The organism is Labilibaculum filiforme, assembly GCF_002843315.1.
GTDB classification, from domain to species: domain Bacteria; phylum Bacteroidota; class Bacteroidia; order Bacteroidales; family Marinifilaceae; genus Labilibaculum; species Labilibaculum filiforme.
This window is the reverse complement of the sequence record NZ_MVDD01000011.1, coordinates 71273-88562: the sequence shown is the minus strand read 5'-3', so window position 1 is coordinate 88562 and position 17290 is coordinate 71273. Positions and strand designations below refer to the sequence as shown.

12 protein-coding genes are annotated in these 17290 nt (G+C 34.4%); 7 read left to right on the top strand and 5 right to left on the bottom strand.

The window, feature by feature from the left end:
- Positions 1-4 precede the first annotated feature (4 nt).
- The 3 genes from BZG02_RS14695 to BZG02_RS14685 all read left to right on the top strand — a co-directional run bounded on the left by BZG02_RS14695 (position 5) and on the right by BZG02_RS14685 (position 2723).
- Positions 5-1129, top strand: a complete 1125-nt coding sequence (locus BZG02_RS14695; protein ID WP_101262200.1) for an efflux RND transporter periplasmic adaptor subunit — start codon at positions 5-7, stop codon at positions 1127-1129.
- A gap of 76 nt (positions 1130-1205) precedes the next feature.
- The gene (locus BZG02_RS21365) at positions 1206-1829 is read left to right on the top strand and encodes a methyltransferase family protein (RefSeq protein ID WP_101262199.1); all 624 of its coding nucleotides are present in this window, start codon (positions 1206-1208) and stop codon (positions 1827-1829) included.
- A gap of 3 nt (positions 1830-1832) precedes the next feature.
- The gene (locus BZG02_RS14685) at positions 1833-2723 is read left to right on the top strand and encodes a LysR family transcriptional regulator (protein ID WP_101262198.1); all 891 of its coding nucleotides are present in this window, start codon (positions 1833-1835) and stop codon (positions 2721-2723) included.
- 115 nt (positions 2724-2838) lie between these two features.
- Here BZG02_RS14685 and BZG02_RS20855 read toward each other — a convergent pair whose 3' ends face one another.
- Positions 2839-4185, bottom strand: coding sequence for a T9SS type A sorting domain-containing protein (locus tag BZG02_RS20855; RefSeq protein ID WP_180335738.1), 1347 nt, complete (start codon positions 4183-4185; stop codon positions 2839-2841).
- A 453-nt stretch (positions 4186-4638) separates the two neighbouring features.
- On the opposite strand from BZG02_RS20855, the gene BZG02_RS14675 reads away from it, so the two are divergent.
- Together BZG02_RS14675 and BZG02_RS14670 are read left to right on the top strand one after the other, a co-directional pair.
- Positions 4639-5562 carry a YeiH family protein gene (locus BZG02_RS14675; RefSeq protein WP_101262197.1) on the top strand — a complete coding sequence of 308 codons (924 nt, stop codon included), beginning with the start codon at positions 4639-4641 and terminating at the stop codon, positions 5560-5562.
- A gap of 338 nt (positions 5563-5900) precedes the next feature.
- Positions 5901-6407, top strand: a complete 507-nt coding sequence (locus BZG02_RS14670; RefSeq protein WP_143470485.1) for a nitrogen regulation protein NR(II) — start codon at positions 5901-5903, stop codon at positions 6405-6407.
- An 88-nt stretch (positions 6408-6495) separates the two neighbouring features.
- Here BZG02_RS14670 and BZG02_RS14665 read toward each other — a convergent pair whose 3' ends face one another.
- Positions 6496-7665, bottom strand: coding sequence for a hypothetical protein (locus tag BZG02_RS14665; protein WP_101262195.1), 1170 nt, complete (start codon positions 7663-7665; stop codon positions 6496-6498).
- A 225-nt stretch (positions 7666-7890) separates the two neighbouring features.
- Between BZG02_RS14665 and BZG02_RS14660 the strand changes: the two genes are divergently transcribed.
- Together BZG02_RS14660 and BZG02_RS14655 are read left to right on the top strand one after the other, a co-directional pair.
- Positions 7891-8655, top strand: coding sequence for an SOS response-associated peptidase (locus BZG02_RS14660; RefSeq protein ID WP_101262194.1), 765 nt, complete (start codon positions 7891-7893; stop codon positions 8653-8655).
- A 157-nt stretch (positions 8656-8812) separates the two neighbouring features.
- The gene (locus BZG02_RS14655) at positions 8813-9109 is read left to right on the top strand and encodes a superoxide dismutase (RefSeq protein WP_101262193.1); all 297 of its coding nucleotides are present in this window, start codon (positions 8813-8815) and stop codon (positions 9107-9109) included.
- Between the two features lie 182 nt (positions 9110-9291).
- On the opposite strand, the gene BZG02_RS14650 is transcribed toward BZG02_RS14655, so the two are convergent.
- The 3 genes from BZG02_RS14650 to BZG02_RS14640 all read right to left on the bottom strand — a co-directional run bounded on the left by BZG02_RS14650 (position 9292) and on the right by BZG02_RS14640 (position 17181).
- On the bottom strand, positions 9292-11145 hold the full coding sequence (locus tag BZG02_RS14650; RefSeq protein ID WP_101262192.1) for an Ig-like domain-containing protein: 1854 nt from the start codon (positions 11143-11145) through the stop codon (positions 9292-9294).
- Positions 11146-11431: 286 nt separating this feature from the next.
- Entirely contained in the window at positions 11432-14182 is a 2751-nt protein-coding gene (locus tag BZG02_RS14645) for a glycoside hydrolase family 48 protein (RefSeq protein ID WP_101262191.1), read from the bottom strand.
- Positions 14183-14235: 53 nt separating this feature from the next.
- Positions 14236-17181 (bottom strand): glycoside hydrolase family 9 protein, encoded by a 2946-nt coding sequence (locus BZG02_RS14640; protein ID WP_101262190.1) that lies wholly within the window; start codon positions 17179-17181, stop codon positions 14236-14238.
- Positions 17182-17290: the final 109 nt, after the last annotated feature.

The following is a 17290-nucleotide window of genomic DNA, read 5'->3' as shown; positions in this document are numbered from 1 at the left end:
CATCATGAAAAAACACAGCATTCTCGCCTATATATTCATAAGCATTAGCCTTTTTGCCTGCAAACAAAAAACGGCTTCCACCAATCCTGCTATCAATGATGGGGAACAATTTATTCAAATTTCTCAAAAACAATTTCTCGCTAATGAAATGGAAATTGGTACACTTAGTCTGCACTCTTTTGCTGATATAATTGCCTGCAACGGCTACGTAAGCGCACCACCAAATGGAATTGCAAATAGCAGTACTCCTATTTCAGGAATTGTGAAAAGCATTCAGGTTACAGCAGGCGACTATGTGAAAAAAGGCCAAGTTTTGTGTGAAATTGAGTCGAATGATTTCATTGCACTTCAGCAAGATTTTTCCGAAACCGCAGCATTATTGCATGGATTAACAGCCGATTATGAAAGAAACAAAGCTTTATACAGTGAAAAAATTGGTGCCGAAAAAGATCTTATTTCTTCCGAAAGCATCTATAAAGCTACAAAAGCAAAATTCGAAAGTTTAAAATTAAAATTGCAAGTATTAAAACTCGATTCAAACAAAATTAAAGAAGGTCAATTTTATTCTTCTCTCGCTATCACATCGCCAATAAGTGGCTACATAACCAAGTACAATTTAATGCTTGGCCAATTTACCGAACAGCAAAAATCCCTATTCGAAATTGTTGACCCCAATCAATTACAAATTCAAATTTCGGTATTTGAAAAGGATATTCATCAACTAAAAATCGGACAAAAATTACAATTTAAAACACAAAACAATTCAAATGAAGCTTTTACGGCACATTTAAGTGCTATTGGAAAAGGAATTGACCCGCAAACTAAATCTATTCTTTGTCTTGCTAAAATTGACGATAACACGAAAGGTAAACTATTCAACGGCTCCTTTATTGAAGCCGAAATTACTACTAATGAGAAAAATGCAGAAGCTCTTCCTAGCCAAGCAATTATTAAATCGGGCACCGACCATTACGTTTTCGTTCTTGCTAAAAACGATGAGCAAAACTATTATCTCCGTAAGGAAAAAATAAAAATTGGCAGCGAATCAAAAGGTTTCTCAGAAATTTTAGACCCACAAAATCTAGCTAAGGTTATCATTAATGGAGTGTACAATATTTCCGTTGAATAGAGTAAATAGAAAACAATATCATCACTCAGAAGGTAGGAAATAGATTTTACTTCAATCTATTTCTTACTTTTACCTCATGATTTCAATACAACAACTTCTACTCTTTCTATTTTTTGTACTCTGGTGTTTTTTTCACAGCAGTTTTATTTCCAATCAATTTATTCACTATATAAAACCCAAACTAGGCAAACATTTTAAAGCCTACCGACTTCTCTACAATCTATTTTCCTTGATTACTTTTTTAGCCCTATTATGGTATTCGTACTCCTTAAAAAGTGCGGTTATTTTCAACTGGTCGGGATATTTCCAAATACTACATATTATACTTCTGCTAGTCTGCTTTTTCCTGTTTTTTGCTGGCTCTCTCGCTTACGATATAAAGTCATTTTTAGGCTTTCGCCAGATAAAACAAAAAGAACATCGCAAAGGCATGTCGAACGATGGAAAGATTAGTACTACTGGTATTCTTGGCATTATACGACATCCCTGGTATACAGCAACTTTCTTACTAATATGGGCTAGAAATTGGAATGTTAATACACTTATTATAAATATAATTTTAAGTATCTATTTAGTTATTGGCTGCTATTTAGAAGAAAAAAAACTAGTTTTAGAATATGGTGAAGGATACCAAAATTACCAAAAAAATGTATCCATGCTATTTCCATGGAAATGGCTGCAAATGAAACTAAATCGTTAAAGTATGGATTATCGGGACGAAGTATTTATTGCTGTAGCGGAAAACCTCAATTTCTCGAAAGCTGCCGAAGAACTATTCATTAGTCAACCTGCAGTAACAAAACACATTAAAGAGCTGGAAAGCAAATTAAATACCGCCTTATTCGAACGAAAAGGGAATAAGGTATATTTAACAAAATCTGGCAAATTGGTTTATGGCAGCCTTAAAAAAATAAAACAACAGTATCGCGATTTAGAATATGAATTGGGTAAGCTAAATGAAGCCTTTATTGGTTCGTTACGAATTGGTGCCAGCTCTACCATTTCTCAATATCTTATTCCTTCGGTTATCGCTTCTTTTCATAAACGATATCCAAAAATAAAATTAGATTTATTTAATGGAAACTCCTTTGAAATGGAAGAAAAACTGCTCGACAATGAAATTGATTTGGCTTTAGTAGAAAATGAAACTTCCAATTCCAACATTAAATACATGGATTTTTTAGAGGATGAAATTGTTGCCGTTACGGGAATGCAAAGTGTTTATGCAAAACGCAAAACCATTAAAATAAGCGACATACAGGAAATTCCATTAGTTTTACGAGAAAAAGGTTCCGGAACATTACAGGTTATTCAGAAAACACTTGCCAAACAAAATATTAATTTCGAGAAATTAAATATACTTATTCATTTAGGTAGTACCGAGGCAATTAAAAATTTTCTTTGTGATTTTGATGGTATTGCACTGATATCAGAAAAATCTATTGAAAAAGAACTACAGCTGAAAAGTCTTTGTAAACTAAATGTGAAAAATTTAACTATTCAGAGAACATTCAGATTAGCACTTCGCCAGGGACCAGAGATACAAACGGCCAAATTATTCATAGACTTTTTGAGCCAGTATAAATTTGGATAAAAAAACGTTTTTTCAAGCAGGAAATACTTGAAAAAACGTAATACAACAACAACAACAACAACAACAACAACAACAACAACAACAACAACAACAACAACAACAACAACAACAACAACTAATTAACTAATATCTTCTCTTGAAATTTTACTCCATCCTTTTCCATTACCAACAAATACATTCCTTTCGGAACATCTTTTAATTGCACCGTATGACTTGTTCCACTCACATTATCAGACATTAACTTCTGCCCTAGTAAATTATACAATTCCATTTTTTGATCCTTAAAAGTAGTAGGAAAAGTAAGTGTAAAATCGCCTTTTGTTGGATTAGGATAAACCTTAATATCCTGACTTTTCATATCGTAAATAGCAGTAGGTATTTCTACAGGTTTATAAACACGAACCCAATCCACCTTCATGGAGTTTTTTGCAGGATTATTTAAATCGGCATCACTCGGCGTTCTTCCTGCTGATACATGCCAATCCTGAGATTCTATATTAATGATAATATCCAGCTCTTTTGTGAAACCCTCTCCTCCTTGAAAATTATATGGATCGATTGCACTTGTATTTGATACATCACTGGCTTTCTTTAATGTTTCAAAGGAATATTCAGAATCCGATGAGTAGGCATTTGCCTTCTGATATCCATTTTCCATATCTAGCTCCCCATTGGTCATGCTTGGATAAGTATAATACCATAAGTTGCCTATTTTGGAAGCAAAAGCCTTATCGTATAAAACACGCACTAATTCTCCATCAATATAGTATTCGAAATGTACAGGACTAATCCAATTCACCCCAACACGCACATATTTTCTATCTCCCTTGTTCCAACAGTATTCCCCCCAACTTGTTACACCTGCTTTTTCCCACCAAGTACTTTTATCTCTTGGTTGATAATCTTGAAATGGATCCCGAACAAACGAATGATGACTTAAATGAATGAATTTTGAAAAATATTCATTTCCCTGATCAGCACCACCATAACATTCAATAATATCAATTTCCTGCGTATCATCGGGACTAAGCAACCAAAAATCTGAAGCTAAAACAATATCTGCAACACTAACTTTCGACTCAATAAAAACCGGATATTTAACTCTATTACTGGAAGTTACACATCCCGCATTTACACCGGGAACACCCATTTTAGAAGTACTTGAATTTCTTGATGCCTTAATTACTAATTCACTGCCATTCACACTTACATGATCGTATTGCCAATAAGTAGTTCCTGGTCCATTCCAACTATTGTGATAAAAATTAGTCCATTTATCTCCAAAAGTAGTTTGAACCGAAGCTGCATCAAACTGATAATTAAAATCATCCGATACATCCAACTGTAACTCCCATGCTTTCCCATTTTCAGGACTCGCAGGCACAGCTATATCTATCCAATCTTGTGTAAAAGCATTAAAAACAATAAAAAAAAACACTAACCACAATTCAAACTTCTTCATACTTTGTATAATTTACATTTTATCCATTCGCATTTTACAAGCATTTTATCAACCTTACAACTACTGGGAATGCAAAGTATTTAGAACCTACTTAAAACAATTCAAATGGTTTTAACTAAACAAACAATACTAAGTATTTCCATCTCAATTTAAGAGCGGTAAAAAGGACAAAACCTGATGGGGATTTGAAAACTAAGGTGTTTAAATCCAAGTTGCATATTAAGAGGCATTAGTAAAAATAAATTATCTGAAAAGACTTACTCCCTATATTAGAGTCACTTAACTCATCTATAAATACAGAAACTAATGTATTAAGCTCCAAAATTTAAAAAGTATTTCAACATTCCTTTCTTTTTTACACTATAACTTTTAGTTATTACATATAACATTTTACAATTTCTAATAACTATAATTCATTTGTACTTTTGTGAGGTAAAATAAAGAACAAAACAAATGAAACTACAATCTACGAAAGCCAGTTCCCTATTCCTTATCGGCATTGCACTTTGCTTTGTGCCGGGTTTTTCACCAGCCATTGCATTGCTAACCGGACTCTTCTTTTCTATGTTTGGAATTAAAACCACAACCTATACCAAACACACCTCTTCGGTTTTGCAAGCCTCAATCGTATTAATGGGTTTCGGCATGAATTTATCCATGGTGGTAGAAGCCTCAAAATCTGGTTTTGGATTTACAGCAATGTCGGTAATCGCAACCATTAGCATTGGATTACTTTTGGGTAAGCTTTTAAAGGTAGAAAAAGGGACAGCCATATTAATTGCTGCAGGAACAGCCATTTGTGGTGGTAGTGCAATTGCCGCAGTTGCACCTGTAATTAATGCAAAAAACAAGCAGGTTTTATTTGCAATGGCTGTTGTTTTTGTCCTTAATTCTCTTGCGCTACTACTATTTCCTATTATTGGTCACTTTTTTGCAATGAGCCAGGAAACATTTGGCTTTTGGTCGGCAATTGCTATTCATGATACCAGTTCGGTAGTTGGAGCCTCGGCTGCATATGGCGAAAAAGCTTTAGAAATTGCCACAACTGTTAAATTAACGCGAGCACTCTGGATTATTCCTGTTTCTATTGTATTTGCACTTTTTACAAAAAATGCTGAATCAGGTAAAATAAAAATACCTTGGTTTATTGGTGTCTTTGTTTTGGCAATTGTAATTGCCCACCTACTTCCGCAATGGCACGAAGGATTTACATATTTAAATTGGTTAGGCAAAAAAGGCATGATCATCGCTTTACTTTTTATAGGTTCCAGTATTTCTGTTTCTGAAATTAAAGAAACTGGCAGTAATGCTTTCATAATGGGTATCTTACTATGGATTTTCATTGGAACTACCTCCCTTTATTTATTACAGTTTTAAACTCTAGAAGTATTCAACAAACATTCACCCATTTATAATTAAGATGCAAATAGTAAACGAACAAAAATACACCTACTAAGTCGATAAACCACTGATATTAAGCTATCCGCCATAATAAAATGGCAAATTATATACATAACAATAACGCGAAAATATCGAAAAAGTCTTCTTAATTATTGAAACAGCTTTTTCTCTCCAAAACACTTATGTGAAATAAATCACAATGACTAGTATTCGACAATTACATTTTGCTGTTATCATAAACTTTTGTACTTTAGATAAAATCATTAGAATTTACTATCAAACAAGATATTTCTGTGACAAAAAAAGAAATAACAATGGATACAGATTTAACACATACAAATGAACGATTTAGTGTACTGAGTGAATCAAGTGAATTTCTGAATTTAATTCTAAATAACATCAGCTCGTGCATTATGTTACTGGACAAAGATCTTATGCTAAGAGCATATAACGATCCCTTACTAAGTATTTTTTCCAACAAGAAAGGGGAAAATTTATTGTATCGAAAATGTGGTGAAGTAATTGGTTGTGCGTATCAAATTGAAGAACAAAAGTTATGCGGAAATACGAGCATGTGCAGAACCTGTGAATTAAGAATTTCGGTTCTTAAATCTTATGCGAATAACGAAGCAATATTCAATTCAAAAGTCACAAAACCATTCTTTAATTTTGAAGGAGAAAAAATTGATAAACATTTACAATTCTCCACTCGAATGTTTGTATACAAGAAGGAAAAATATATTATTTTAATATTAGAAGACATTACCGACTTGGTCAACATTAAAGAAAAGGTTACTAAACTTTTAAGCGATCATCACTAAAAAAGAAACTACTACTATCAAATAAAAAACAGGCTATTTCAGAAAAAAGGAGTATCACATTGTGATGCTCCTTTTTATCTGTAGGCATTTATATCACTTCAATTCCTAACAAGCCACAAGCTAATTGTAACTTTTCAGTCTGATTTCCTTGTAAAATTAGATGGTGATTTCCTAATGGATTTTTCTTTAAGTTAACAATAGCATTCTTAGGCAATTTCACCTCAATTTGCGTACGACAAGCGGTTGCATATCTCGGACGATCTAAAACCTCACCCGTTGTAATAAAAGCCTTATTTAGATCACTATTGAAGCGGAAAACGGTTATGTCGTTATAACGATACATTCCTTGAATAGCTGTTCCTAAGCCAGTTTCGAAATGCGTAGTTACCTCATAATTTGATAATAAGTTGGTTCCAATAGTACAGTGAGCAAATAAAGTTGCTGCTTCGGAAATTTTAGCTACGTTTGCCATCCAAGGAATAGAACCCGAAATTTCTTTAGCAAACATCATCCCCACAATACTTGCCAAATCGCCTTCGCAGCCTGCCGGAATTTGTTGATCGTTGAAAAGAGATAAAGCCAAACAAGCCGTAACCGATTTTTGACGAACTAATGGAAAACACTCTACCGTTAAAGCATCCAATTTCTCATTATCAATACAATCTTTTAAAATGTTATAAATTTTTGAAGCATTCAGCTTCTCTTGTTCATCAGCATATTCAAACTTGCTTAAGAACTCGGTATTCACCTCTGCATTTTCGAAAGAGCACAAACTTTTCCAATCTATTTGTTTCAGATGAATGCCCAATTTATTCAATAACAAATTTTTCTCTACACTCGATGCAATCAGCCAATCGGAAACATTTCCAATCAAACCCAACTGCTTTCCCTTTAATGATTCTATTGCTTCGGCAACTTCTAGGTAGGAGGACAGATAAGCCTTCATTTCCTCATTATTCGAAAGTAATACCGACGAAACACCTTCCCGATTCATCCATGCCTTAATTTCTAGAGCTGCTGCATTCGAATTATCTAACTCGTTTGATAAAATCAGATAAAACTTACCTTTTTCCACCATTTGAGTGGTAGCATACTCGCTCCCACCACTCAGAACAAATAAAACATTTGCATTCTCCTCAACGAATTTGAATTGATTTACAAATTCCGGAAGCATACTTGCAAGTCTTTTCTTGCCTAGTTCAATGTATTTTGCTTCAGCCTCTTTAAAGGCCAAAATTTTTACTCGTAATTGAATCATTAGATATTTTTATTGTTCTTCTTAAAATATGATTTTGAGGATTTACGAATGGTTGCGCCCAAATATACAAAATAAATAATGTCCTTAAAAACAATCCGATTTTCTAGTCTAGAAATATAAATTCGGTAATACCATTTGTAATAAATAGTAAAAGTTACCTCTGGAATTTAGAAGAATAAAATCTTATATTTAAGAATAGATTTGGATTATTCAAACAATGGACAGATGTGTTACGACATACAAACCAAATTAGAAGCTCAACTAAAAAGGGCACGTCGCATGAATCAAAAAGAAGTGATTCGCGACTTGGAAACGACATTAGAGCCTTACCTTGCGCAATGGTATCACGTTTCCGGTTTTGAACACCCAAGTTTGTTAATTTACACCAATGAAACACCAACGCTTCCCTCTCCTGCCACTTGGGGATTAATTCGAGAATGGACAAAAAACCGGGAACAAGCGAATAAATTACGCCGAAAAACAATTAATGCCCGTGGAGAAAGCATCTTCGACAAGGCATCATTTCGGTATGCCGCTATACACAAACATTGCTTAATTACAGTCAATGGATTTTATGAACATCATCATCGTGCGAAAAAAACTTTTCCTTACTACATTCAGCAAAAAGATGGAAACCCAATGACAATTGCGGGTTTATGCAGCGATTGGTTTGATCAGGAAACTGAAAAAACACAACGTACTTTTTGCATTGTTACCTGCAAAGCAAATCTGTTACTTTCAAAAATTCATAATAACCCAAAACTTTCGGAGGCTCGAATGCCACTTATCTTAAGCGATGAAAAGGCGGATGAATGGTTGCTGCCAATTGATAATTTAAACGCTAAAAAGTACATTCAAAATAAGGTTCACCCTTCAAGCAAAAAACTTATATCTCATACCGTTCGACCTCTGCGAGGGAAACTGGCAATTGGCAACCTTCCAGATGCCAGTAAAGTGTACCTATACGATGAATTGAATGAGTTATTTTAAAATCGAATAAAAGTGAGAATTTTCCTTTTTTCATTGAAATTTATTTTAATACATTAGCATCAAAGTTTCCTTAATCGTTTAGGACACAAATAGGAATAAAACTGGTAGTTCAATCCAACTACTTACAAAAAAATAAAAAATACTTAAGATATTTATTATGAAGATATTAGCTATTGAAAAAGAATTAAAAGATGTTGACTGGAGTAATAAAAGTTACATTTTAGAGCAAGAAGCTCGCCATGTTCACGAATTATATATGTCGGAGTACTTGCGTGAAATCTATTTTAATGAAGACAATAATGCTGTATTGATAATGGAATGCAAAAGTTTGGAACACGCCAAAGAGATTTTAGACGAACTTCCTTTGGTAAAAGAAAAATTGATCAAATTTAAAATCATGCAACTTAACCCTTACACTGGATACAAGCGAATTATTAAAAAAGAGCAAGTTTAATAGAACATACAACTAAGCATATTTGTTATCCAAAACATAGATACTTCGCATTATAATTTACAGCTAATAATAAATTATAATGTGAGGGTAAAAAAAAAAGTGTAGTCAGAACTATTGTCCTGGCTACACAACTGTAATTATTATTGTATTGAAATAAGCAATACTATTGCAAATTTATAATATTACTGAACTATTAATTTCTTAGTTACCGATTTCCCATCAACACCTACAAGCTTAACTAAGTAAATTCCTTTTGTTAATTCTTCCACTGAAATGGTAAGCTCAGATTGATTTTTCACATTTCTTTCAAATACCATTTGACCAGAAGAAGCAATAATTTGAACCAATTCAGCATTCTCAATTCCAGAAACAGTTACTTTTTTATTGGATGGATTTGGGAATAATTTTAAAGTATTATTTGTTAAAACTCCATTAGAAACGGTAACAGCCCTAGCTGCAGCTTTAATTTGAACAGTACCCCATGAGTTTTTAGATTTAAAACTTATTGTATATCCACCATTCACTTTAGCAGGCATCGAATTTGACCACTTATTAGTGTAATCAACTCCATTAACTGTAAGTTCTTCTAAACTCCAAGAATTAATATTAGCAATATCGTCTGTTGTAAACCAATATTGATCACCAACTCCACTGTAGTTAAAATCCAATGTTATTGTAGAACTTGTAATATCACGTTTTTCTACAATCACATTACATTCTGCTACATAGCTACCATCATATGAGCTTACCATAATTTTGGTAACACCCTCTTTTTTGGCAGTCACAGTTCCGTTAACAACACTTGCAATTTCAACATTAGCCGATGACCATTTCGTACGTTTATCGCTAGCATTGGCAGGTATTACTTCCGCAGTTAAAACAAAACTTTTACCTTCCTCTATTGTAATTGATGATTCCGATAAAGTTACACCTGTTACAGCAATTGGATCAGAACCATCAGGATATACTAATTTTGGATGATTATTATAAAATTCATTGGTTGCAACTGCAATTTTTTCAAATGTTCCATGCCCATCATTCTGTGGGGTTTTCCATGCACAAACACCATCAAATCCATTAACATATGCACTCTCATACATTTGACTAACAGTTTGACAAACATATTTATCGCACACATCATTACCTTCTGATTCACCCACAATTACAGGTCTATCATCTACACCATATTCAACCGTAGTCATCGTAAATGGAGATTTCATCCACTCCGATTGCCATGGGTACCAATGATATTGGTAAAAATCTAAAAATGCTTTAGAATTGTTGATTGATTTAGATAATGCTTCATCCGAAAACATATTTCCTTCCTTATCACCCCAACTATCATATATAGGAGAATTCCACTTAGGTGCGGCTGAACCTGTTGTAACAAACTTACTACAGTTTTCGTGAATTGCAGTAGCTAGCATCGCATGCATTTTTTGTACGTCATTAAATGATTGAGGACCATGTTCTGAATTTTCAAACATCCACTCAGGTTCGTTGCAAATTTCCCATGCTAAAATAAACTTACGATTATCGTAACGTTTAACCATTGGAATCAATACATTATCGATATAGCTTTGAATATTTTCTTCACTTTGTATCCACTTTCTCCATTGCTCAGTAGTCTTATATCCATTTTTTGTAATATCAAAAGAAAATAAAGCTGGAACTAAATAAACTCCATTTTGCTCCGACACATTCATCAAATGATCCATGTGATCCCAAAAAATATCATTAGTTCCCGAAACATGTCCAGTGGCATCAATATTAGGACTAAATTCTCCAGACATATGTATCCAAACTCTAGCTAAATTGATATTATTTTGTTTGTACTTAGCAAATTCATTTGTCCACCATTCTGAATTAAAATCAGTACGTCCAAAATCGCCAAATAAATGCCATGGTGTATTTATTCCATTAAACCATATTTCACTATTATCTAGTGTAAATTTATTGCCATCAATTTTTATTTCCTGTCCCCATGTTAAACTAAAACACAGTAGACCTATTAATATTAGGTAAATTCTTTTCATGTTTTTAATTTATTAGCACACTATATTACTCTAATGATTTATTGAAATAATGATATTTAAACATATCCAATCTGAATATCCACAACTATATTATGTAAATTATTATTGAATTGTGCAATAGATAGTTATAAAGTGCATTATTCAAAAACAAACTCTGCTTTTATCGAAGATTTCAACAAAACACTTCCTTTAAAAAAAGTGTAGCCAGAACAATAATTCCGGCTACACAACTGTAATTTTTATTGCATTGCATTAAATAAACAATACAATTACAAATCCTATAACATTACTGAACTATTAATTTCTTAGTTACCGATTTTCCATCAATACCTACGACTTTAACTAAGTACATTCCTTTTATTAGTCCTTCCACTGAAATAGTAAGTTCCGATTGACTTCTCACATTTCTTTCAAATACCATTTGACCAGAAGAAGCAATAACTTGAACTAATTCAGCATTCTCAATTCCAGAAACAGTTACTTTTTTATTGGATGGATTTGGGAATAATTTTAAAGTATTATTTGTTAAAACTCCATTAGAAACGGTAACAGCCCTAGCTGCAGCTTTAATTTGAACAGTACCCCATGAGTTTTTAGATTTAAAACTTATTGTATATCCACCATTCACTTTAGCAGGCATCGAATTTGACCACTTATTAGTGTAATCAACTCCATTAACTGTAAGTTCTTCTAAACTCCAAGAATTAATATTAGCAATATCGTCTGTTGTAAACCAACATTGATCACCAACTCCACTATAGTCAAAATCTAGTGCTATAGTAGGGCATGTAATTACGACAGCCTCATTAATCGTTACCACACAAGTTCCAGTAAAACTACCTTCCTCTGTTGTAGCAGTAATAGTTGCAGTTCCGGCTGACACTGCAGTAACTAAACCAGCATTATCAACACTTGCTACCAATACATCACTAGACGACCAGCTTACATTCTTGTTAGCCGCATTAAATGGCATTACAGTAGCAGAAATTTTGCTTGCTGCGCCAACCTCTAGTTCTAATGTTGCGGGAGTAACATTAACTCCTGTTACAGATGCTGTTGTTGTAACCCCAAACAAACGTCCATATTCTGCATTAGCAAGAGCGATGTCGGCTTGTGCCCAAAACCTATGATATTTAGCTTTATAAGTTCCACCTGTATTATATGCAGCTTCTAACTTAGCAAACTCTGGATCTTTTTTATAATTAGAACGAATATCAATAAATTTAACACCTGGTTTAACTACATCTCCGTTAGGCATTTTTCCATTGAATCCTTCTGGAACAAACACCTCTTGCTCAAAGAATCTTTTGTAATCTTCACGTTTTTCTTCAACTGCAACACCTTTTCCTGCAGGCTCGTAGTAATTATCCCACACTCTGTCTAGAATTTGTTTGGCCAACTCGCGTGCCTCATCATCAAGAACATCATGTTTTTTTGTTCCTGCAGCATAATAAGTAAGCGCTTTTGCAAGACAAGCTGCAACCCCTACATCTTGATTTTTATCTTTTACAGACACATGTAAATTTGCATTTGTTGTTGAACTACCCGCACTCCAACTATCTGGTTGACCTGACCACTCAAGAGTAGCAGGAATGGCATAAGTACCATCAGATTTAAGTTCTACTTCTGATTTTACCCAAGCTACCCATTTGTCTAAAAGTTTTTTAGCCATTGGATCGTTTTTCACATAATACAATTCTGCAATTCTTTCCATTGACCATGCTTGCATTCCAAACCATTGATTTGATCCTGGATCTTTGTATACAGGATGCTCAATATATACCATATCGTAAAAAGTAGAAACTCCTGCTGGATGAGCATTGTACTGACCATCAACCGAGTTAGAAGCACCTCCGGCAATAGCACCTTCAGAAGACTGTAACCAAGTGTAAAATTCTAACTGACGTTTCAAACTTTTTCCCCAATCACTTGCTCCATTTGGCGATTTTGGTTTAAGTTCACCAACCTCCGAAAGAGCATAAGCAGCCATTGGATTTTGGTATCCGAAATGTGCATGACTAGCTCCAATTCTCCAAGCCCAATTATTGGACTGAATAGGTCCTCCCCACGCAAAATACCACGATAATAGGTAATGTGCACTTTCGTATCCTTTTCCTCCGGCATCACTTTTGCTCTGACATCCTATTTTTTTGAAATATTTGTCGAACATAGCCAAACGACCATAGTCACCCATTTTTACAGCTTTATCTAATGGAAGAACAGAAGCCGGATTTTCGCCATTTTGTTTTGCAAATTCTGAAGCCCAGTACATTGCTTGTACAACCCGAGCATCAGCATCAGGAGCATTTGTATATCTCCACTGCTTAGTGTATTTAGGATCTTTAATTGAAATACCCATAAAACCACCATTATTAGGATCTCCCCAAGAAAAATCTTCCCATGATGGATGTGGAACTGTTTCCCATACAGACTCTTGTTCTCCTCTTTGAAAGGTATTAATGTAACTTGGAGTACTTTTTCCATCGCCCATATTACCGTATCCATAAAAGTTATCACAATCGAACAACCAATGCATTGCATAAACATTCCAGTCTCCATAAGTATTTTTCAACTCACCAGAAATAGGATCTTCTCCTACAGGAACACTACTATCTGTTGGTGTTGGATAAAGAGATGGCAATGCATGTTCTCCAGCGTAATCTGCTGGATCAGATGTCTTATAGTCACCACTTGTTGGTTGCATTGCTGCTGTAGGGATAGCAAATTTTTCTAATTTATCCCAAGCATTGTTCAATGGCGACCAGTCTCCTGAAATTCCACCATACATTGCTTCCATCCAAATCCAATAAGAATAAGCTTCACTTGTAGTTTCATGACCTTGATCAGGAGCTTCGGCCATAAGCGTTTCAACGGAGTGATAAGGAACTCCATCCTTACTAAAGTATCCATTATTCGGATCATTCATTTTTTTACGCAGCTCTAAAAATCGCTCCGTATAAACATTTTGGGCATTAATTTTTGGCGCCAACATTGTGACCATTAACACCAGTAAAATCAATAGTTTTTGTCTTCTCATTTTAGTCTTTTTTTAAGTAGTAATTAAATGTATATATGTAAAAAAAAAATACCTTATTTAACTATTAGAATTTTGGAACTCGATAAACCCTCCACATCAGTAACTTTTACCACGTAAGATCCAGGAGTAAATCGACTTAATGAAAGAACTGTCTCCGTTTCTCCAAGAACAGATTTCTCAAGCATTTTTTGTCCTGCCATTGAATAAACTTTTATAGTCTTACAGTTCTCTATGTTTTTAATGTGAACTTGTTGATTAACAGAAGTAGGATTAGGAAATAATTTAATTTCTAAATGCATTTGTTTTTGAACATCTGCGCTAACATTAGACCTATTTTTACTGGCTGCTTCAATAACAACAGAACCCCAATCTACTGAGGATACAAAATGAATTTTATATTTTCCATCAACTTTAGCAGGAAGTTGGTTTGACCACCTATTGGTATAGTCAACTCCATTAACCTCCACTTTATCATCACTCCAAGAGTTAATAGAAGCAATATCTTCTGTTGTTTCCCAGAAATATTCTCCAGTACCTGAAAATTTAAATGGTAAAGAAATAATCGTTACATCACCTGGGGTTGTACTTTCCTCAAATGTAGCCTCGACCGATGTATTCTTACCTATTGTTATAGTAATGCTTTTTGTACTTCCTGATGCATCACCACTCCATTTCGTAAATACATAACCACTTTCCGGAATTGCTGTTAGTACCACTTCAGAACCTTCATCATATTTTAATTTATCTGGAGATACACTTATTGTTCCATTACCTATCACACTTGTTGTTAATGTGTAAGTTGGCACAACTACATCTGTTACTGTAACTTCGCAAACTGCTTTAAAACTGCCATCTTTAGTTGTAACTGTAATAGTTGCAGAACCTTCTTTAATTGCAGTAACAACACCTTCGTTACTTACTGTAGCTATAGCTTCGTTACTCGATGTCCATGTAACTTCTTTATTACTTGCATTAGATGGTTGAACAGTTGCAACTAACTTGCTTGTTTTACCTTTATTAATTGTTAATGTGTTAGAAGAAACGGCTACGCCAGTTACATCTACTGGTACAACTGGTCCTGGTTCATTTCCAAAAACCAATGCACCATCAACATAAAGAGGAATATTTGATACTTCCTTTAAAGATGAATTAACTCCTGTTGCTGACCAATCGTTAGAAACATCCCATGCTGATGCTGAAGCTTCGTATGGCAATCTAATTCTAACTTGTGCTTCTCTTTTTGATTCACTTTGTCCTCCAGGATAGATCACTTCGCCACTTTTGAACGAAACCTCTGTGTAGTAAATACCTTTAGAAGCATCATAAGCAACAAGATTAGAAAAATCAACCTTGTCTGCATTATTTGAAGAAACCACATAATCAGATGCTGAATAACCCGCACTTATGCCTTCACTTATGTCTACATAAATTTTAAATTTGAAACTAGATGGCACTCGTGCAGGCCAAGCTGTTCTATTGTACACCCAAACTGCATACTCCGAAAAAGTGGTACCACTTGCATTCAATTTTGCCTCTACCAAAAACTCACCGTTAGGAGTTTCTTTTAAAGGAAAATTAACTTCTGCATCACCACCATAATCAGCATATAATCTAGCGGCCACTCCTGTAAATAGTGAATTGTAATCACATGCAACTTCAGCTTTTTCATAATCCGACCTGTTATCTTCCCAATTATAATCGTCTGCTTCCTCATGTCCACCAACTAAAGCACCATATAATATGTGTCTGCTTGTTACAGGTGAACTAATATTATCACTCCAAGAACCATGCGCTGTACGATGGTGAGGATTTAAAGGATATTTAGCACCATAGCCAATTACATAACTTGTTTTTTGAGGATTATCGCCCAACAAGTAATCCATAATTTCCTTGGCACGCTTTCTATATTTTGCCTGTTTTGTGGCATCGCTCATATTATCACTCTGCTCAAGCATTAAAAAAGCTGTATTTGCAGCATATCTAAATGACCCCCACATATCTAAAACAGGAAATCCTGTCTGTGTAAATTTAGGACCTACGCTACTCACTCTATCTGTAAACCACTGATTTAAGTGACGTTCTGCATCTGCAGAATACTTACTATCTCCTGTTAATGCAGCCATTAACACATAACATCCATAAGATTTATCATCCCAAGCCAATGTCCAGCCATAACTTTTCACACTCTCTTGACCTTGATTACCAAGCTTATCATATTCGCTTTTTGCCTTCGTTAAATAGCTGTCATTTTGAGTTGCCTTGTACAACCAAATTGCTCCCCAACAAAGCTCATCTTGATAACCGCTCCATGAATTATAAAAAGCCTTAACATTAGAGATTGACTCTGAGTATTTACCCCTATAAGTATCTGCAAAAGTGTATAACTCCTTTGCATGTTTTAATAGTAATTCACTATAGGTTGGATCAGAATCTTTAAAAACGATACTTGCAGCAGCAAGAGCTGCTGCGGTTTCACCTGCAAGATCAGAACCAGGTTTCGAAGCATCAATCTTGTACGATTTACGTGTTGACTTAATATCAATTACCTCTGCAGACAACCAATACTTATGATCTTCATTACCATCTCCAACCTGTCCATATAATTCATTAGGCGATGGATGACAATTAATAAAATAATCGGTTACATACTTAATGTTTTCCTTAAAGATGTTTACTTGATCCGCTTTTTCATAAGCATGCTTATTTTCTAGATATCCCCAACAAAGTGTAGTGACAGAATAGGCCATTGGAAAATTAAACTTGACATGATCACCGGCATCATACCATCCCTTTGATAGATCAATACCTACGTCTTTTCCATCTTTCATTGTTGAATTTGCGCGCCATGACACCCGATTATTTGGACTGAGTTGCCCTGCTTGCTGCGCTTCATAAAAGAACATTGATTTTTGGAGTGCATCTCCATAATTGTGTTGCCCCCAACTTGTGCCCAACATTAGGCACATAATAACTAAATTTAAAAGTAGTGTTTTTTTCATAATGAAAATTAATTGTAAATTAAATTAACATATTGCACAACATTAACATTTTAGTCGGTAAACATTAATGTTATTTTTCAAAATACAAGTATAAGCTTAATAATTTAAA